Genomic DNA, 16,998 nt, shown 5'->3' with positions numbered 1-16,998 from the left:
CACAGGATACTTATCCGATATTTATAAGCCAGATACTGATGAAGTGTTAAGCAGTACGATCCCCATCGAAAATTATGCACTTTTTAGCATTTTTCGTCTGGGATGATGTGGCCACAGGTTCATATTTGAAACAAACTTTGGGCAAAAACGAGTTAGTTTTCTTGACTTGGAAATGGACCGATTCAACATTTGAATTGAGGACGTTGAAGAAAATAGCGTGAGCCTGACAGGACGTCAGGCAAGCTTTCGTTGGCCAGGGATGGCCTATCGGAAGCGTTAGCATTTTCGAATAAGGGCGAAGCAGGATTCAAATGAAGTTAAAAGCCGGATCTACCCCATGGCGACCTTTTCGCAGCTGTTGTTTCGTAAATAGCGAAAATGTTGCGGGGCGGCTGGGTGATCCAAGAGGGAACAGCCGTTGGTTTCCTCTTGGTCTGGTGTGGGCGAAGCACCACGACGTTAGTGGCCGTAGGCCATAGCCCAAACAAATTTTGGGGCAAAAACGAGTTAGTTTTCTTGACTTGAAAATGGTGTGATTCAACTCTGGACTTGAGCACGTTGAAGACTCTTTATAAAAGAATACGTGAGCTGGCCATGGATGGTGAGCTTAACTTTCGCGGTACAGGATGTACCATAGGAAGCGTTAGCATTTTCATTCTTTACTATAAAGAGTTGACCGAAGAAGGATTCAAATGAAGTTAAAAGCTGGATCTACCCCATGGCGACCTTTTCGCAGCTGTTGTTTCGTAAATAGCGAAAATGTTGCGGGGCGGCAGGGTGATCCAAGAGGGAACAGCCGTTGGTTTCCTCTTGGTCTGGTGTGGGTGAAGCGCCACGACGTTAGTGGCCGCAGGCCATAGCCTAACCAACTTTGGGGCATACATAAGTTAAAGATTTTACTTTCAAAAGGTGTGATTCAACTCTGAACTTGAGGCCGTTGAAAACTCTTTATACAAAAATGCGTGAAGCTCACATGGCCTTTCTCGCACCAAATTGCTGAAATGGCCGTTGACGGAAATCACAGTCAGCATGTGAATTAGGTTTCGTCGAATTTGCTCGGCTGCGCCTCATATCTATGCCAAATATGTTGGTTATCCTTAGGACGTCAGTAATAGCGCCTATGAATCTCGCAATTCTCGACGTAAGATCTTGCCAACATTTGATTTTGGCAATTCATCTCTAAATTCAATTATCCTTGGGTTTTTATAACCGGTAAGATATTTTCTACAATGTTTTTTTATTTCATCAACGGTCACATTACCTTTGCGTACAATAAATAATTTAACTATTTCTCCTGTGGCGTCATCAGGAATGCCAATGGCCGCAGCTTCGATGATGTGAGGGTGAAGTGTTGCAACTTCTTCAATTTCAGTTGGAAAAACATTAAATCCCGACACTAGAATCATATCTTTTTTACGGTCTTCAATATAAAAAACCCCCTCGTCATCCATTCTTCCTATATCGCCAGAGCTTAACCAACCTCCTGCATGCATTACAGTATTAGTTTCGGCTTCTTGTTGCCAATAGCCTTTCATCACTTGGGGCCCTCTAATCTGAATTTCACCAATTTGATTGGGACCTAAAGGTTCATTTTTATCATTAACGATACGGAGTTCAGTGCTGGGTAAAGGGACACCAATTGAAGAAATAAATGATTGTTGTTGATGAGTACCTGCAGCGACCACTGGGGAACATTCAGTTAAGCCATAACCTTCTATGACAGGCATTCCAGTGAGCTCTTGCCAACGATCAGCAATATGTTTCTGCGTCGGCATTCCACCTGCAATAGTAAAACGAGCGTGACTAAAATCTAATTCTTGAAAACCAGCATGATTGTTTAGACCATTAAAAAGTGTATTTAAACCAAAAACCATTGTGAATGGATATTTACTTAAATCTGCTACGAAACCATCTATATCTCTTGGGTTGGTAATGAGTAAATTCGTTGCACCGAGAAAGAGCATAAACATCATACTCACTGAGTTGGCAAAAATATGATAAAGCGGGAGTGGGGTTACTGCATATTCCTTATCATATAAGGTTCTTGGGCTAAAATGAGCATGAACCTGTAGAACGTTAGAAATAATATTACTATGAGTCAGCATTGCCCCTTTCGCAGGACCCGTCGTTCCACCTGTATATTGGAGGTATGCTAAATCATTTACTGTTATTTGGGGATCAATAAAGGGAAGTTTCTTGCCTTCGGTTAACGCTCTACGCAATGAAATAGCGTCGGGAATATGATATTTAGGCACGATTTTTTTGACATGTTTGATAAGAAAGTTAACCAGTGTACGCTTATGTATAGCTAACTCATCGCCGATTTTGGTTAAAATAACATGCTTAATGTTAGTCTCATGCAGTATTTGCTGAAGGTTATTACCAAAATTTGTGACGGCAACAATAGCACTAGTCCCTGAGTCACGTAATTGATGTTTTAACTCTCGAGGGGTATAAAGTGGATTAACATTTACAATAATGAGTCCTGCTTTTAATGCACCTAAAATAGTGATGGGATATTGCAATAAATTAGGCATCATCAAGGCGATTCGTTCGCCTTTTTTCATTTTTAGTTCAGATTGTAGATAAGCAGCGAAAGCGTTACTTTTACTTTCGAGATCTTGGTAGGATAAGCTATGTCCCATATTAATATATGCTGCTTTTTTAGCATGCGCACTGAAAGACTCTTTAAACAAATCATTGATATTGTTATACATACTTGAATCTATTGTTGCGGGCACATCCTCAGGATATTGTTTTAACCACGGTTTATCATTTGTCATTATAGCCATCATTAATGTTGTTGTTTAAACATCACTATTGTAAATTAATTTACCTAATTAGTATAAAAATAATAGACTGAATTCAATGAATTAACTACTGTTCTAGGGGGTTAACAGTAGCCAATCTCTCGGAGTGTGACTCATCCCTGCTTTTATCGCTTTTCCGCTTCACTCTATCTTTCTTCAGCAATGGAAAAAGCATTCAGCTACTGCATTATCATGACAGTTTCTACTGTGGCACATACATGTATCAGGTTTTTTTATTAAAGAAAGCTTCGTTAGTCAGACACATGAACAAAAAAGCAGGATAAATCGCCATGGCGACTTTTTCATATCTGTTGTTTAAGTCAATAGAGAAAATGTTGCGGGGTGGCTGGGCCGTTTATCTTGGTCTGGTGTGACGCGCCAGGACGTTAGTAGCCGCAGCCATATCGACAACAACAAACGCTATAATCAATATCCCCTACTCCTCAACCTGCAACCTGCAACCTGCAACCTGCAACCTGCAACCTGCAACCTGCAACCTGCAACCTGCAACCTGCAACCAATATCCTCTCACTCACAAATAGTAAATCAATCACCTAACAGGCATTTTTTATATTTAATCGTTGTTTTCTGAATTGAATTAGCATTAGATGTAAGCAGGTTGTATTTGAAGGAAGAAATTACTGAATGAAAAATATTATTTGCGATATTGATGGTGTGCTACTGCATGACAACAAGCTAATCCCTGGAAGCGACAAGTTTATTCACCGCGTACTTGAACAAGGTAATCCGCTGGTTATCCTCACTAATTATCCCGTTCAAACTGGCAAAGACTTACAAAATCGACTCGGCGCTGCAGGTATTAATGTACCAGAAACTTGTTTTTATACCTCAGCCATGGCTACGGCAGACTTTCTAAAACACCAAACCGGCAATAAAGCCTATGTAATTGGCGAAGGTGCACTGACACACGAGCTCTACAATGCCGGTTTCACCATAACGGATATTAACCCAGACTTTGTCATTGTGGGTGAAACCCGCTCTTACAACTGGGATATGATCCATAAAGCATCTCGTTTTGTTGCTGGCGGTGCACGCTTTATTGCCACCAATCCAGACACCCACGGCCCTGCATTTAGCCCAGCATGTGGCGCATTATGTGCAGCCATTGAGCGTATCACAGGTAAGATGCCATTTTATGTGGGTAAGCCTAGCTCGTGGATTATCCGCTCGGCGTTGAATCATATACTGGGACATTCTGAAAACACCGTTATTATTGGCGATAACATGCGCACCGATATTCTGGCTGGCTTCCAAGCAGGCCTGGAAACGATTCTGGTGACGACTGGCGTAAGCCAAATGAGTGATATAGACAAAGAACCTTTCAGACCAAATCATGTGTTTGCCTGCGCTGGCGATATCGACGTCGTTTAATTAGCACCAGTTAATGTCCGCCAGTTAATAAACTGAGCACCCAAGACACAATTTACATTAGGTAACACAATTCCAAGCCAGTGAACTTGTTTTCAAGCACTGGCTTGCTTCATTATGCTTGTCTGAAATAAAAACGAATAACAATAACAGGACATAGCATGAAACGATTGTTTCCTTTTTGCGCCATTGCCTTACTGTCAGCATGTAACGGCGATGATGCTAAACACGCTGTAACCGACGATATTATTCCGGCTAAAGTGACTGCGGTAACCTTTGACGAACAACGCTTTAGAACCGATATAGAAACATTATCGTCGGATAAGTTTGAAGGTCGCGCGCCAACAACCCAAGGCGAAAAGCTCACCATAGAGTATTTGTCTGCCGCCTTCACCCAAATGGGGCTTAAAGGCGCTTATAAAGGCAGTTTTTTGCAACCGGTTCCAATGGTGAGCTACACCGCTAGCGAAAAACAGCAGGTTACTTTAGCTGGGTTGGATTTACAGTACCGCCAAGATATCGTGTTAAGCAGTCGTCACGATAGTAGCCAGGTGAGTATTAAAGATGCGCCATTAGTGTTTGTTGGTTACGGTATTAATGCGCCTGAATATGGCTGGAATGATTACCAAGATCTCAACATGAAAGGCAAAATTGCCATCATTTTAGTCAATGATCCAGGCTTTGCACATCCTGAAGGTGCCAAGTTTAATGGTAAAGCGATGACTTACTATGGTCGTTGGAGCTATAAATTTGAAGAAGCCAGTCGCCAAGGCGCGTTAGGCGCAATTATTATTCATGATACCGAACCTGCCTCTTACCCTTGGTCGGTAGTTGAAAACAGCTGGACCGGTGCTCAACAAGATTTAGTTCAAAGCAAAGCAGAACAAGATCAGCGGGTCCAAGTTGAAGGTTGGTTAACCTTAGACAGTGCTACGGCCTTATTCGATAAAGCGGGCTTGTCATTAACGTCATTAATGGATCGCGCCGCTACCAATTCACTCAATGTCGATTTAGCCCAAACAGCCAGCATTGAATTTGCCAATAAAGCCGAATATGCCGACAGTTATAATGTGGTTGCAACATTAGCTGGCAGCAAACAAGCTGATGAGCAGATTTTATTTACTGCCCATTGGGATCATATCGGTACCGATGAAACCAAAGACGGTGACCAAATTTATAATGGCGCGTTAGATAATGCCACTGGTACCGCCGGTATTTTAGAAATTGCCCGCCAGTTTGCCCAGCAAGCTAAACAAGGGCATGGCTTGGCCCGTTCATTAACCTTTATTGCCACTACGGGTGAAGAACAAGGCTTATTAGGCTCACGTTATTATGCTGCAAACCCAATTTATCCAATTGATAAAACCGTGGCAGTATTTAACCTCGACAGCACCAATATTTATGGTAAAACCAAAGATTACACGATTGTCGGTAAAGGCCAGTCTGAGTTAGAAAACTATTTAGACCGCGCTGTCGCTAAACAAAATCGTACCAGCCAAGGTGAGCTAAACCCTGCATCAGGCGGCTTTTTCCGTTCAGATCACTTCAGCTTTGCTAAATTAGGCGTGCCAGCAGTATTTGCCGGTGGTGGTAACGAACCGCTTGATGAAGCTACCGCACAATACAAAACGGCAATGCTGGTCAAAATGAAGGGTTGTTACCATAACGTTTGCGATCATTATCGTCCTGAATGGGATTTATCCGGTTCACTACAAGATTTAGGCGTGTATTACCAAGCTGCGGCAGAGTTAGGTAATAACCAAGATTGGCCAGGATACTTTGCCGGTTCTGAATTTAATCAATTACGTCCTGCAGATTAGTACAGCACTACCCTATTCCTTCCCCCCAAGGATTGGCCCATCATGTATTTGATGGGCTTTTTTATTGGTATTTGGCTATTAGCATTTATGTCATTAAGCTTTGTGTCATGAGTATCTGATTTAAGCCTTTAGATAACCTGACTTACACTTTATTAAATTCATTTAGCGCTTCGATGGCTAAAGCCGCCTTTTCTGTTTGCACAAAAATATGGTCATGATAATAAGCGGCAATAACATTAGCGCTAATGCCTTTTTCGGTAAGTTTATTGGCCACTGCAGCCGTTAAACCAACGGCATCCAGACTAGAGTGTACCGTTAAGGTAATGCCTTTAAATACCGATTCAAAAGACAAGCCGCCCTCTATAGCAGCCGCTTTGGTTAATACTAATGTCAGCCCTTCAGATTCGCGAAACATCGCGAGTGGCGATAAAGTTTGATAATCGCCATATTGGCCGCCCGGCACTGAGCAAAAAACGTATTCGTCATCTAATAATACCGGTGACATCGATGCAAGTAATGCCGTTAAATTTGTTTCACCTACCATACTTTTTTCCTTAAATATGTTTCCGTTATAAAGCGATTTTATGGATCACGCTCTTGTGTTGCAATAAAAAGCGCCAGCCTTAATAAAATGTGGCTTAACGTAAATGCAGCTTTGCTGCTTGTTACACATAAGTGACCCATATAAGTGACTAACAGAAGTGACTAACAGAAGTGACTAACAGAAGTGATCAACATAACCCTATCCAGTATTAAAACACTTAACAAGTTTAGCGCTGCTTGGTTGACTATCACCGAGTGAATTGAAGCCCCATTATCGCGCATCAACATGCCACTTAGGCACGATTATGGCTACGTTAAAGGCGTTAAATGGCCATTAAGCCCCACTTTTGTTCAAATAAGCATCATACGCACAGCATTAGTGCAATTATGGCTTTTAGTGGTATTTGATTATGAAATCTTAAAAAAAATAGCCATAATCACGATAAAAATAAAGATATATCAATAAAAATGACATTTAACAAAACATTACTCAAACAAAAAGATATTTAAAAGAGATAAAATCATTAAAATAGCTATATTTATGATGTTATCTCAAAAAACAAGCTTGGCAGTTAACCAAAATGCTGGCAAAGTAGGAACCAGATAAAGATTAGCCAACGCTGCTGGAGCCGTATTATGTGTTCAATATTTTCAATTTTAGACATCAAAACTGATGCAAGCAAACTTCGCCAAGTGGCGTTAGAAATGTCAAAACTGCTGCGTCACCGCGGCCCAGATTGGTCTGGCATATATGCTGATGACAAAGCCATTTTAGCGCATGAACGTTTATCGATTGTTGACGTTGACCACGGAGCGCAGCCGCTTATCAGCCTTGATGGCAACATAGTGTTAGCCGTAAACGGTGAAATTTATAACCACAAGCAGTTAAAAGCTCAGCTAGGTGACAAATACCAGTATCAAACTAACTCAGATTGCGAAGTGATCTTATCACTGTACCAAGAATACGGTTGTGACTTTTTAGACAAACTGAACGGTATCTTCGCATTCGTACTGTATGACAAAGCCAAAGGCACGTACTTAATCGGTCGCGACCACATGGGCATTATCCCACTTTATACAGGTCTAGATGCATCTGGTAACTTCTACGTTGCTTCTGAAATGAAAGCATTAATGCCAGTGTGTAAAACGGTTGCTGAGTTTTACCCAGGACAGTATTTATATTCTGCAGACGGTAAACCAACCCAGTATTATCACCGTGAATGGCGCGATTTTGATGCCGTTAAAGATAACCCAGCTAGCATTGAAGAATTACGTGAAGCATTAGAAGCCGCGGTAAAACGCCAGTTAATGTCTGATGTTCCTTACGGAGTATTATTGTCTGGTGGCCTAGATTCATCAGTGATTTCTGCCATTACACAAACATATGCAAAACACCGTATTGAAAACGACGGCGAAACCGGCGCATGGTGGCCACAATTGCATTCATTTGCCGTAGGGTTAGCTGAGTCTCCAGATTTAGTCGCAGCGCAAAAAGTGGCCGATGCCATTGGCACAATTCATCACCCTATTGTGTATACCTTCCAAGAAGGCTTAGATGCAATTAAAGAAGTGATTTATCACTTAGAAACGTACGACGTAACCACTATCCGTGCCGCTACGCCAATGTATTTAATGGCACGTAAAATTAAAGCCATGGGCATTAAAATGGTGTTGTCTGGCGAAGGTGCTGACGAACTATTTGGTGGCTACCTGTATTTCCATAAAGCGCCTAACGCGCAAGCGTTCCATGAAGAATTAGTCCGTAAGCTTGATAAGCTGCATTTATTTGATTGCTTGCGTGCCAACAAAGCCATGGCAGCATGGGGGCTTGAAGCACGTGTGCCTTTCTTAGATAAAGAGTTTATTGACGTAGCAATGCGCATTAACCCTGAAGCGAAGATGTCTAAAGATGGTCGTATCGAGAAGCACATTTTACGTCAAGCGTTTGAGCACAAATTACCTAAAGAAGTGGTATGGCGCCAAAAAGAGCAGTTCAGTGACGGCGTTGGTTACTCGTGGATTGATGGCTTAAAAGCTCATGCGGCAGAAAACGTAGATGACGTGCAATTTGCTAACGCAAAATTCCGTTTCCCATACAACACGCCAGAGTCGAAAGAAGCCTATTTTTACCGCAGCTTCTTTGAAGAGTTTTTCCCATTAGCCAGTGCCGCTGAAACAGTGCCAGGTGGAAAAACAGTTGCCTGTTCAACCCCTGAAGCACTATTGTGGGATGTAAGTTTACAAGGGCTTAACGACCCATCGGGCCGTGCAGTTAAAAACGTTCACGCTAGCGCGTATTAATCATTAGCTCTATGTGAACAGTACAATTGTAAACACCACCTTTTGGGTGGTGTTTTTGTTTGGCGCCATCTTGTAAGATAATGATATTTTTCGTTTCATACATAATAATAAGGTTCTCCATGACAGACATCAGCATTTTTAATCTTGAGATGACCGACCGCAGTCAATTAAAACCTAAACATGATGCCAACGGCTTAACCGTGGTTGAGGTGAAAATAAAACAATATCAATTCAATCGTTTTTTATATCAATTTGTGGGTGCTGCATGGGAGTGGACAGATAAATTAGCCTTGTCCGATAGCCAATGGCAGGAATACAGCGAAGCGGATAATTTGCATTTGTTTGTCGCGTATAAAGACGGTGCACCAGCGGGTTACTTTGAGTTGCAGCAACAAGGTGACGCGACTGTCGAGATTATGTATTTTGGTTTAGGCGAACGCTTTATCGGTAAAGGCTTTGGCGGCTATTTACTGACTCAAGCTATTGAACAAGCGTGGTCGCTACCTAACACCCGCCGAGTTTGGGTGCATACTTGCTCATTAGATCATCCAAGCGCTTTACAAAACTATCAAGCTCGCGGGTTTAGCTTATTTAGAACCGATACCGAACCGAGAACCAACCCAACTGCGGTGTAGCTCAATACGATATTTGTAACGCTCAACAATTATAGATTAGCGGCCTACTAGCGTTTTTTACGCGCGATAGCGCGTTGTTGTAACGTTTCCAGCAATGCGCTTTTTTGTTGTTGGTCCATTGTATGCCAAGCCAGAATCTCATCGAGCGAGCGATGGCAACCTAAACAGATATCCTGTTGATCTAAACAACATTGCCTCACACAAGGTGAGGCAATTTGATTGTCGTTATTCTGACCAGACGGCATATTCGTTACCATTAACGTCGGTAAAATGGAAACGTCTACCGCCCGGAAAGCTGAATATTGCTTTGGTGATGTGTCCGCCAACTTGAATGATTTTGGCTTCTGTAACGGCTAAATCTTGGCTATAAAGCACAATTAACGGACTGCCGTTTGCTAAGGTGAATTGAGAGTCTGCTTGATAAAAGCCACCATCAATTCCGACCTGCAAAAAACAACTGTATTGAGGACCATAGTCTTGAAACTGCCAACCAAAAACCTGAGTAAAAAAGGCTTTGGTTGCGATGAGGTCTTTCACGGGTATTTCTAAATAATTAATACTATGATGTTGACTCATTCTCACCTCTATTACTCTGTTATTTGGCTGACAATATTATATGGCAGACAATATTATATTGCAGATAACGCCATGAAAATAATACGTTTTGGGGTTAACTGTATTGCTGCAGCAATGCCGCGACGGCGCCAATAATACCGCCGAACACACCACCCCACACAACTAACCAACCCAAATGGGTCTTAATCATGTCTTGGATGATTTGCTTCACTAATTCTGGCGTAAGTTCATTTAAACGCTGTTCCACAATATTGGCCACTTTAGCTTGCATATCTGCGATAACATCTGGCTTTTCAAGCTCATTGACTAAAATAGCATTGAACTCTTCACTTTGAGCCAGTTCAACTAACGACAGTTTCATTTTTTCAATAAATGGCTCTTTCAGTGGGATCAACGCCTCGGTTCCACCAAACATCGCTAACATGCCACCAAATGATGACTTTTCGATAGTCGACACTAATGCATCAAATGATGGCGCTAAATCAATTTTTTCAATCACAGGGGTTAAATCAATACTACTGGCACTGCTGGTTGTCAAAAAGCGATCGATATTCTCTTGAGTAAAAAATTGCTGCATCATTAAATGTTTAATGCCCGCTTTAAACTCTTCAAATCGTGATGGAACCACACCGGAACCATACAAACCGGGGACTTTCTCAAACAGCATATGGATTGCTAACCAGTTGGTTAATGCACCCGACAACGCAAATAACCCTATTGTCATGACAATTTGTTGTTGTAACACATACCCAACCAGCATGAAGATAGCCGCGATAAGGTTGGTTAATACGCTCTTATTCAATCTCTTTTCCTTAACATCTATGATGATAAAATAATAAAAAACCTCAGCTATTTTATCAGAAATAACTGAGGTCTACATAATTCATCGTTCATCTCAACACAGACTCAATTACCATGGTTAATGGTAAGCAAATAATACTGATCAATTTACGCCGTACAACTTAAGGATTCAGGTTCGATAGGCACTTGGGAATCATGGTGGTTAATCAATAATACCCCAGTACTTTGTGCCAACAACTGAGCCTTTTGGTACATTTGGCTAACTACATCCTGCTGCTGATATTGAGGTTTTACAAACACATCTTCCAAATACCACACAGGAGCAAGGCGCAATGAAGAAAACGACGGGTATAATTGAATAAAGCCCACCATTTCATCGTCTCTGATGGAGACAAAAATCATCGAATCATTTTCGGCCAAGCGATGCTTCAAAAAATGATGACACGCTGGATAGTCAGAGGGCTGTTGTAGTTGCTGCCGATATAGATCAAATAGCAGGCTCAATGGTTCTAAATCGATGCTCGAAGCTAGACGTATTTGCATTTCTCATCCTTGAAAATAGGATTAAATACCGCGTATGAATATCGCAGATATCATGCCTATTAAGTGATGGCATCAAGCCATCAGGTTAAAACAATATGTCACTGTAAATGTTTAACGCACAAAACAAAATGAACCTATATAAAAAAGATAAATAGAAAATCTATTAATTACATAAGCTTAAATATAAAGTTAACATCAATAAACATAAATGTAAATTAATCTATTATCCTGACAAAATAATCATTCGTTACGATTGTTTTTTTGGTAAAATAGTCAGCTGTTGCCACTGTTTTGTATCAAGATTACCTCTTATGACCTCGTTTTTTGCGCAATTGCGCTCAGCGGTTACACCGCGCTCTCGTATTCTAAAATTAGCCCTTTATGGATTAACTGTTTATCTATTGGGTTGTGCTGTTCTCGGCGGATTGATTCCATATATTGCCAAACAACAAGCACCAACGATATTAACCGAGCAATTAGGCAGAAACGTTACCCTACAAGACATTAGTATCAACCCATTTACGTTAGAACTAGCGGTATCGGGTTTTGAAATCAACGAACTTGATAGCCCGAAAACGTTTGCTTCATTCGCCGCGGCCTATGGCAACATTCAATTATGGCAATCGATCTCATCTTGGGCGATAGTGATTGAAGATATCCGTCTACAACAACCCACCTTTAGAGTGGCGCGTTCTGAAACGGCAAATCAACAAGTTGTATTTAACTTCAGTGACATTATTACTCGCCTAAGCCGAAATAGTCAGCCAACACCAACGAGTACTGAACCGAGTGTTATACCGGCGATAAACATTGCTAATATTCAGATCCAACAAGGCGTGTTTACCCTAGACGACAACGTCACAGATACCCACATTAATTATCCCAACATCAATGTGTCATTGGCACAATTCAATAGCTTGAGTAGTGCGTTAAACGACAAGCAAGACCAAGTAAATCGTTATAACTTACGCATAGAAGATCAATTCAAAGGCTCGGTCGCATTGCAAGGGCAATTCCAATTAGCGCCCCTGGCAATAAAAGGCGATGTTAAGGTGACTGGGATTGATTTATCGCGTTACTGGTCTTTTGTTGATCAACTGTTTGCGATTAACTTAGCTGAAGGCACGCTGAGCCTAAACGGACAGTATGACGTGACATTGCAAGACAAAAACTTAGCACCAATAAGCCATATCAATGTCACCAAAGCACAGATAGTGATTAAGCGTTTTAAAGCGTTACATCAGCAAGATGAAAAAATCGCCATTGATGTCTTAGCATTAAATAATATCAATTTAGACAGCCACAAAAAACGCGTTAGCATTGGTGAGTTCCATACCGAAAAAGGTAATATCAAACTCAATATCACTCCTACTGGTGCTGATTTGGTTGCTTTATTGCTGCCTAAAGACACTGAGTTAACAACTACCGTAGATACCTCAGATTTATCTTCTACAGCCTCAACGACTACCGAGTCTGCTATTACCGAATCAGCTATTACAGACACGATAGATTCAGAGACTGCAGATTTAGGCAGTATAGATATAGAGAAAGCTAACTCAGATGAGCAAAAAGCTGACAGCACAAATGTGGCTGATACCATTACTGATAAAGCCATCGCGACCGTTAAACAAGTCACCACTGATCTCAACACAAAAGCAGCTAGCGATACAACTGCAAAAACAGATACAGAAATAGATGCAGAACCACTATTAGCGCAGCAATCACCACCATCAGCGACACAAGATACTACGAAAGAAACGACAGTTGAGACAGACTCACAAACGACTCAACAAAAAACAGCAGTAACGTCTAACTCCATCGATGCTGACTCCCCTTGGTTAGTCACACTAGACAAAATCAGTATCGCGCAGTATCAAGTTAAACTGGGTGAAGGCATTGCCAGTGATAAGATTATTCTTTGGCAAATCGGCCCGATTGACCTGACTACTGGGGTAATAAAATCAGATCTATCCAGCCCGATTGATTATCAATTTTCGGCAGGAATTAATCAACAAAGCTTATTAACGTCAACAGGACAAGTTGATGCATTAGCGCAAACAGTGAATGCTGAAATCGACTTTAGTAATATGTTGCTGTCACGTTTACAACCTTATATTGCTCCTTACATCAATATCACTATTGAAGATGGCATGTTTTCCACTAAGGGCATTTTGCATGCAGACGCTAAAGACACGCTAACCTACTCTGGCAGTGCAAACATCAGTCAATTACACATTAACGATAACGTGTTAAAACAACCTTTGCTGACATGGCAAACCATGGACATCAACCAGTTATCGTTTGATCGCCAACAAGCTAACATTGATATTGATGAAATAAACTTCGATAAGCTGTTTAGTCGCCTGATTATCTCACCCGACCGCAGCACCAATATTAGCGAGTTGATCAATACTCCTGCAGACGTAAAACAAACCACTGCTAGTGTCGAGACAGATAGTGTTGAGACAGATAAAGTTGCTGTTAGTCCAAGTAAAGCTGAACAAGCGACCTTATCGACAGGCAATGAGCAATCCACCACCGATGCGCCACAAATGAAGCTCAACATTAATAAGATTGGCTTTAAAGACAGCTCGGCCTTCTTTGCGGATAATTCGTTAACGCCCAATTTTGCTTCGGGCATTGAAATGCTTAACGGCCAGATCACCAACTTATCATCAAATCCAGAAACCACTGCATCAGTTGATTTAGCGGGAAAAATAGACAAATACGCACCGGTGACGTTAAAAGGTGATGTTAACCCGTTATTAGCACAACCTTATCTTGACCTTAATTTGAACTTTGACAAAGTAGAGCTCACCTCGGTTAACCCTTACTCGGGCACTTATGCTGGTTATTATATTGATAAAGGTCAGTTGTCACTGGATCTAAACTATCAGCTTAAAAACAATGAATTAGTTGGCAGTAATCATGTAGTGATTGATCAACTCGAATTAGGTAAACGCAGTAACAGCAGTTTAGCAACCAGCCTACCGGTGACATTAGCGATAGCATTATTGCAAGACCGACATGGCGTAATTGATTTAGGCGTTGATGTGTCTGGGGATATTGATTCTCCTAGCTTTAGTTTTGGTAGCATCATCATTAATGCACTAGGCAATATCATAACCAAAGCGGTGACCTCACCGTTTTCATTCTTAGCTGGTCTTGTGGGCAGTGATGAACAAATAGATAAAATCAGTTTTGAGTATGGACGCAGCAACATCTCACTTAAACAAAAAAGCACCTTAGACAAACTGGCTAAAGCGTTAATAGACAGGCCGCTGCTTAATCTAAATATTAAAGGCAGTATCGACATAATTAACGATAAACAAGCATTAGCAGAAACCAAACTGCATAAGCAACTGGCTAACGCTGCGGGGATAAAATTCAAAGATTTCCCCAAAAGTGTCTCTGCCAGCAAATACCCTGTTACGGGGCCATTAGCAGATGCATTGTATCAATTGGTTGAGCAAGAGTTATCGCAGGATCCATTAGACATCAAGCAAAAATTACAGCAGAAAAAACCAAAACTGACTGAAGCAGAGCTGATCACGCGTTGGCACATTGGTTTGTACAATATGCTTAAAAATCACCAACAGTTTACTGCAGATGAATTTGGCCTTTTAGCCCAAGAGCGCGCTAAAGCGGTTAAAGCCTATTTAATTGCTCAAGCAGGAATTGATGCAGGTAAAATATTTGTGCTTGAAAGCCGTATCAACACCGCAGAAGATGCCGCAGAAGCATTGCTTGAACTACAAGTAAAATAACCTGTCTGTGGCTGTTAACCGCTATCTACATCGGGTAGACTGCGCATACATTGCAAACGAGTAATAACAAACGTTTGTAATCATGATGTATCATTAATATTGTTAAGATTGAGGTTATCTATGTTTATCGTTCGCTGGATTTTAGGTCGAATTATTTTGTTGTTAAATTTTGTGTTTGCTCCTAAAAAGCGCCAACGTCCACAAGATCAACAAGCTATTGTCGATCAACAAACTCAATCATTGGCATTGTATCAATACGCCGCCTGCCCTTTTTGTGTCAAGGTTCGTCGTGATATGCGTCGCCAAAATTTAACCATTAACTTAGTCGACGCCAAACAAGATGACAACAAAAGCGTGTTAGTAAGCCAAGGTGGCAAGCTACAAGTGCCTTGTTTACGTATCGAACAAGACGGCAACACCCAATGGTTATATGAGTCAAAAGCCATTACCAGCTACCTCAACGAACGTTTCGCATAAAGCACTGGTTATGTCATGTCGCCACAGTTTATCTCAACACTGTGGCTAACATATTGCTGTAGAAATATTTTTACTCTGGCCATGCTTGTATCAGTAAAGGTCATGATAATATTTTGCAGCATTTATTCGAGTTTCATTTAACATAAGAACGAATGAGGTAATGAGTGTCAAAAATAAGCTTAATCATCTGCAGTCTCATACTGCTTAGCGCCTGTAGCGCAAGCGAACCTGATCCTATGGACTTTGCGGGGCAGTTTCGCGATGCATTCAGTACTCAAATTAAAGGTAATGGGATTAAGTTGTTTGTCTATAAAGCAAAATTAGCTACCGCCCTTGACCGCAGCATTCCTGGTGATTCCCCGCTAGAAAGAAGAATTCGCAGTAAACAAGATGCACAGAGTTATTTAATTGAACAACGTAACGCAGAGAATCGCCTCGAACTATGGCATCAACAAATTGATCTGGGTCTTAGAAAAACCATCGAAATGAATGGTTATTGTAAAGCAGGTTTTATTGAATTAAGTCGTTATGTTGAAACTGAGCGCGGTGAAATTCGTGGCGAATGTAATGATGGTGCTACCGCTGAAGATATTAAAAAATTCGGCGCCTAATTGCCAAGCCGATGCAGCTTTAACTGACTTAATAGGTTAATTATTGTCGCTGACGGATAAAACACTATATCCAGCTAAGCAATTAAGCTAAAATTAGCATCCAAATTTTCTCGTGATGTTGCCGTAGGCTCCAAGACCAGTGTCATCACGCTCCGATAAGCCGTGTATCGTCTAGAATGATATTAATAGTTTGTCGTTTACAAAGTAAGAAATCAGATGAATAGAAAGCAAGAGATGATCAAAAAATTGGCCAAACGTGCCAAGGCTCGCCAAAATAAAGTGGTGCCGGCTAACCCAAGTAACAAGCCTGTTGAGCGTTATATCTCTAAAGCTGAACGTGAGAAAATTGCGTTAGCGGAAGCGGCTGAACAAACAGTTGCCACAGAAGCCAGCACAGAAACTGACAAAGACTAACACCCATTTACAAGGTGTCAGTATCAAAAAGCCCCTATTATTGGTCAAGGCCAAAAATAGGGGCTTTTTATTATCAGCTCTGTGGGCATTAGCCAGAGATTAAATATCTATCATAGCATCACGTCTCGATCCCAATCACATGTAAACTCTATCGCATATACACAGAATCACATCTACACTGAATCACATCTTCACTAAGTCACATCTAAACTGAATCACATCTACACTAAGTCACATCTTCACTGAGTCTCATCTTCACTGAGTCTCATCTTCACTGAGTCTCATCTTCACTGAGTCTCATCTTCACTGAG

General features: G+C 41.2%; 14 protein-coding genes. 8 read left to right on the top strand and 6 right to left on the bottom strand.

Annotation, left to right across the window (positions count from 1 at the left end; all coding sequences use genetic code 11):
- Positions 1 to 1,118: 1,118 nt before the first annotated feature.
- Positions 1,119 to 2,795 (bottom strand): AMP-binding protein, encoded by a 1,677-nt coding sequence (locus AAEY99_RS20630; protein ID WP_351011844.1) that lies wholly within the window; start codon positions 2,793 to 2,795, stop codon positions 1,119 to 1,121.
- Between the two features lie 660 nt (positions 2,796 to 3,455).
- On the opposite strand from AAEY99_RS20630, the gene AAEY99_RS20625 reads away from it, so the two are divergent.
- Positions 3,456 to 4,202 (top strand): HAD-IIA family hydrolase, encoded by a 747-nt coding sequence (locus AAEY99_RS20625; RefSeq protein WP_351011842.1) that lies wholly within the window; start codon positions 3,456 to 3,458, stop codon positions 4,200 to 4,202.
- Positions 4,203 to 4,360: 158 nt separating this feature from the next.
- Positions 4,361 to 6,019 carry a M28 family metallopeptidase gene (locus AAEY99_RS20620; protein WP_351011840.1) on the top strand — a complete coding sequence of 553 codons (1,659 nt, stop codon included), beginning with the start codon at positions 4,361 to 4,363 and terminating at the stop codon, positions 6,017 to 6,019.
- Between the two features lie 142 nt (positions 6,020 to 6,161).
- On the opposite strand, the gene AAEY99_RS20615 is transcribed toward AAEY99_RS20620, so the two are convergent.
- Positions 6,162 to 6,563: an ACT domain-containing protein gene (locus AAEY99_RS20615; protein WP_162022844.1), complete on the bottom strand. Its 402-nt coding sequence runs from the start codon at positions 6,561 to 6,563 to the stop codon at positions 6,162 to 6,164.
- 635 nt (positions 6,564 to 7,198) lie between these two features.
- On the opposite strand from AAEY99_RS20615, the gene asnB reads away from it, so the two are divergent.
- Both asnB and AAEY99_RS20605 read left to right on the top strand, forming a co-directional pair.
- Entirely contained in the window at positions 7,199 to 8,863 is a 1,665-nt protein-coding gene (gene asnB / locus AAEY99_RS20610) for an asparagine synthase B (protein WP_162022843.1), read from the top strand.
- 119 nt (positions 8,864 to 8,982) lie between these two features.
- Positions 8,983 to 9,498 (top strand): GNAT family N-acetyltransferase, encoded by a 516-nt coding sequence (locus AAEY99_RS20605; RefSeq protein WP_192116124.1) that lies wholly within the window; start codon positions 8,983 to 8,985, stop codon positions 9,496 to 9,498.
- Between the two features lie 47 nt (positions 9,499 to 9,545).
- Here AAEY99_RS20605 and AAEY99_RS20600 read toward each other — a convergent pair whose 3' ends face one another.
- The 4 genes from AAEY99_RS20600 to AAEY99_RS20585 form a co-directional block, all read right to left on the bottom strand.
- The gene (locus AAEY99_RS20600; RefSeq protein ID WP_192116125.1) at positions 9,546 to 9,743 is read right to left on the bottom strand and encodes a DUF1289 domain-containing protein; all 198 of its coding nucleotides are present in this window, start codon (positions 9,741 to 9,743) and stop codon (positions 9,546 to 9,548) included.
- Complete coding sequence (locus tag AAEY99_RS20595) at positions 9,724 to 10,074, bottom strand: VOC family protein (protein ID WP_192116126.1); 351 nt, start codon at positions 10,072 to 10,074, stop codon at positions 9,724 to 9,726. Before AAEY99_RS20595 ends, AAEY99_RS20600 begins: the two co-directional genes overlap by 20 nt.
- A 94-nt stretch (positions 10,075 to 10,168) precedes the next feature.
- Positions 10,169 to 10,876: a DUF445 domain-containing protein gene (locus tag AAEY99_RS20590; RefSeq protein WP_351011838.1), complete on the bottom strand. Its 708-nt coding sequence runs from the start codon at positions 10,874 to 10,876 to the stop codon at positions 10,169 to 10,171.
- A gap of 146 nt (positions 10,877 to 11,022) precedes the next feature.
- Complete coding sequence (locus AAEY99_RS20585) at positions 11,023 to 11,418, bottom strand: GNAT family N-acetyltransferase (RefSeq protein WP_101087506.1); 396 nt, start codon at positions 11,416 to 11,418, stop codon at positions 11,023 to 11,025.
- 311 nt (positions 11,419 to 11,729) lie between these two features.
- Here AAEY99_RS20585 and AAEY99_RS20580 point away from each other — a divergent pair, with 311 nt between their 5' ends.
- The 4 genes from AAEY99_RS20580 (at position 11,730) to AAEY99_RS20565 (ending at position 16,687) form a co-directional block, all read left to right on the top strand.
- The gene (locus tag AAEY99_RS20580) at positions 11,730 to 15,185 is read left to right on the top strand and encodes a DUF748 domain-containing protein (protein ID WP_351011836.1); all 3,456 of its coding nucleotides are present in this window, start codon (positions 11,730 to 11,732) and stop codon (positions 15,183 to 15,185) included.
- Positions 15,186 to 15,305: 120 nt separating this feature from the next.
- Positions 15,306 to 15,662, top strand: coding sequence for a glutathione S-transferase N-terminal domain-containing protein (locus AAEY99_RS20575; protein WP_162022838.1), 357 nt, complete (start codon positions 15,306 to 15,308; stop codon positions 15,660 to 15,662).
- A 164-nt stretch (positions 15,663 to 15,826) separates the two neighbouring features.
- Positions 15,827 to 16,273 (top strand): hypothetical protein, encoded by a 447-nt coding sequence (locus AAEY99_RS20570; RefSeq protein WP_101087503.1) that lies wholly within the window; start codon positions 15,827 to 15,829, stop codon positions 16,271 to 16,273.
- A gap of 216 nt (positions 16,274 to 16,489) precedes the next feature.
- Entirely contained in the window at positions 16,490 to 16,687 is a 198-nt protein-coding gene (locus tag AAEY99_RS20565; protein ID WP_011637061.1) for a DUF2986 domain-containing protein, read from the top strand.
- The last annotated feature ends 311 nt before the right edge of the window (positions 16,688 to 16,998 follow it).

The organism is Shewanella sp. S1-58-MNA-CIBAN-0166, from assembly GCF_040310085.1.
GTDB lineage: Bacteria > Pseudomonadota > Gammaproteobacteria > Enterobacterales > Shewanellaceae > Shewanella.
The sequence above is the reverse complement of the archived record's forward strand: the minus strand, read 5'-3'. Positions and strand labels throughout refer to the sequence as shown.

Excerpts from the sequence above, each read along its gene's own strand:
- AAEY99_RS20630 (WP_351011844.1), bottom strand. The coding sequence starts at position 2,795 with ATGATGGCTATAATGACAAATGATAAACCGTGGTTAAAACAATATCCT.
- AAEY99_RS20625 (WP_351011842.1), top strand. The coding sequence starts at position 3,456 with ATGAAAAATATTATTTGCGATATTGATGGTGTGCTACTGCATGACAAC.
- AAEY99_RS20620 (WP_351011840.1), top strand. The coding sequence starts at position 4,361 with ATGAAACGATTGTTTCCTTTTTGCGCCATTGCCTTACTGTCAGCATGT.
- AAEY99_RS20615 (WP_162022844.1), bottom strand. The coding sequence starts at position 6,563 with ATGGTAGGTGAAACAAATTTAACGGCATTACTTGCATCGATGTCACCG.
- asnB (WP_162022843.1), top strand. The coding sequence starts at position 7,199 with ATGTGTTCAATATTTTCAATTTTAGACATCAAAACTGATGCAAGCAAA.
- AAEY99_RS20605 (WP_192116124.1), top strand. The coding sequence starts at position 8,983 with ATGACAGACATCAGCATTTTTAATCTTGAGATGACCGACCGCAGTCAA.
- AAEY99_RS20600 (WP_192116125.1), bottom strand. The coding sequence starts at position 9,743 with ATGCCGTCTGGTCAGAATAACGACAATCAAATTGCCTCACCTTGTGTG.
- AAEY99_RS20595 (WP_192116126.1), bottom strand. The coding sequence starts at position 10,074 with ATGAGTCAACATCATAGTATTAATTATTTAGAAATACCCGTGAAAGAC.
- AAEY99_RS20585 (WP_101087506.1), bottom strand. The coding sequence starts at position 11,418 with ATGCAAATACGTCTAGCTTCGAGCATCGATTTAGAACCATTGAGCCTG.
- AAEY99_RS20580 (WP_351011836.1), top strand. The coding sequence starts at position 11,730 with ATGACCTCGTTTTTTGCGCAATTGCGCTCAGCGGTTACACCGCGCTCT.
- AAEY99_RS20575 (WP_162022838.1), top strand. The coding sequence starts at position 15,306 with ATGTTTATCGTTCGCTGGATTTTAGGTCGAATTATTTTGTTGTTAAAT.
- AAEY99_RS20565 (WP_011637061.1), top strand. The coding sequence starts at position 16,490 with ATGAATAGAAAGCAAGAGATGATCAAAAAATTGGCCAAACGTGCCAAG.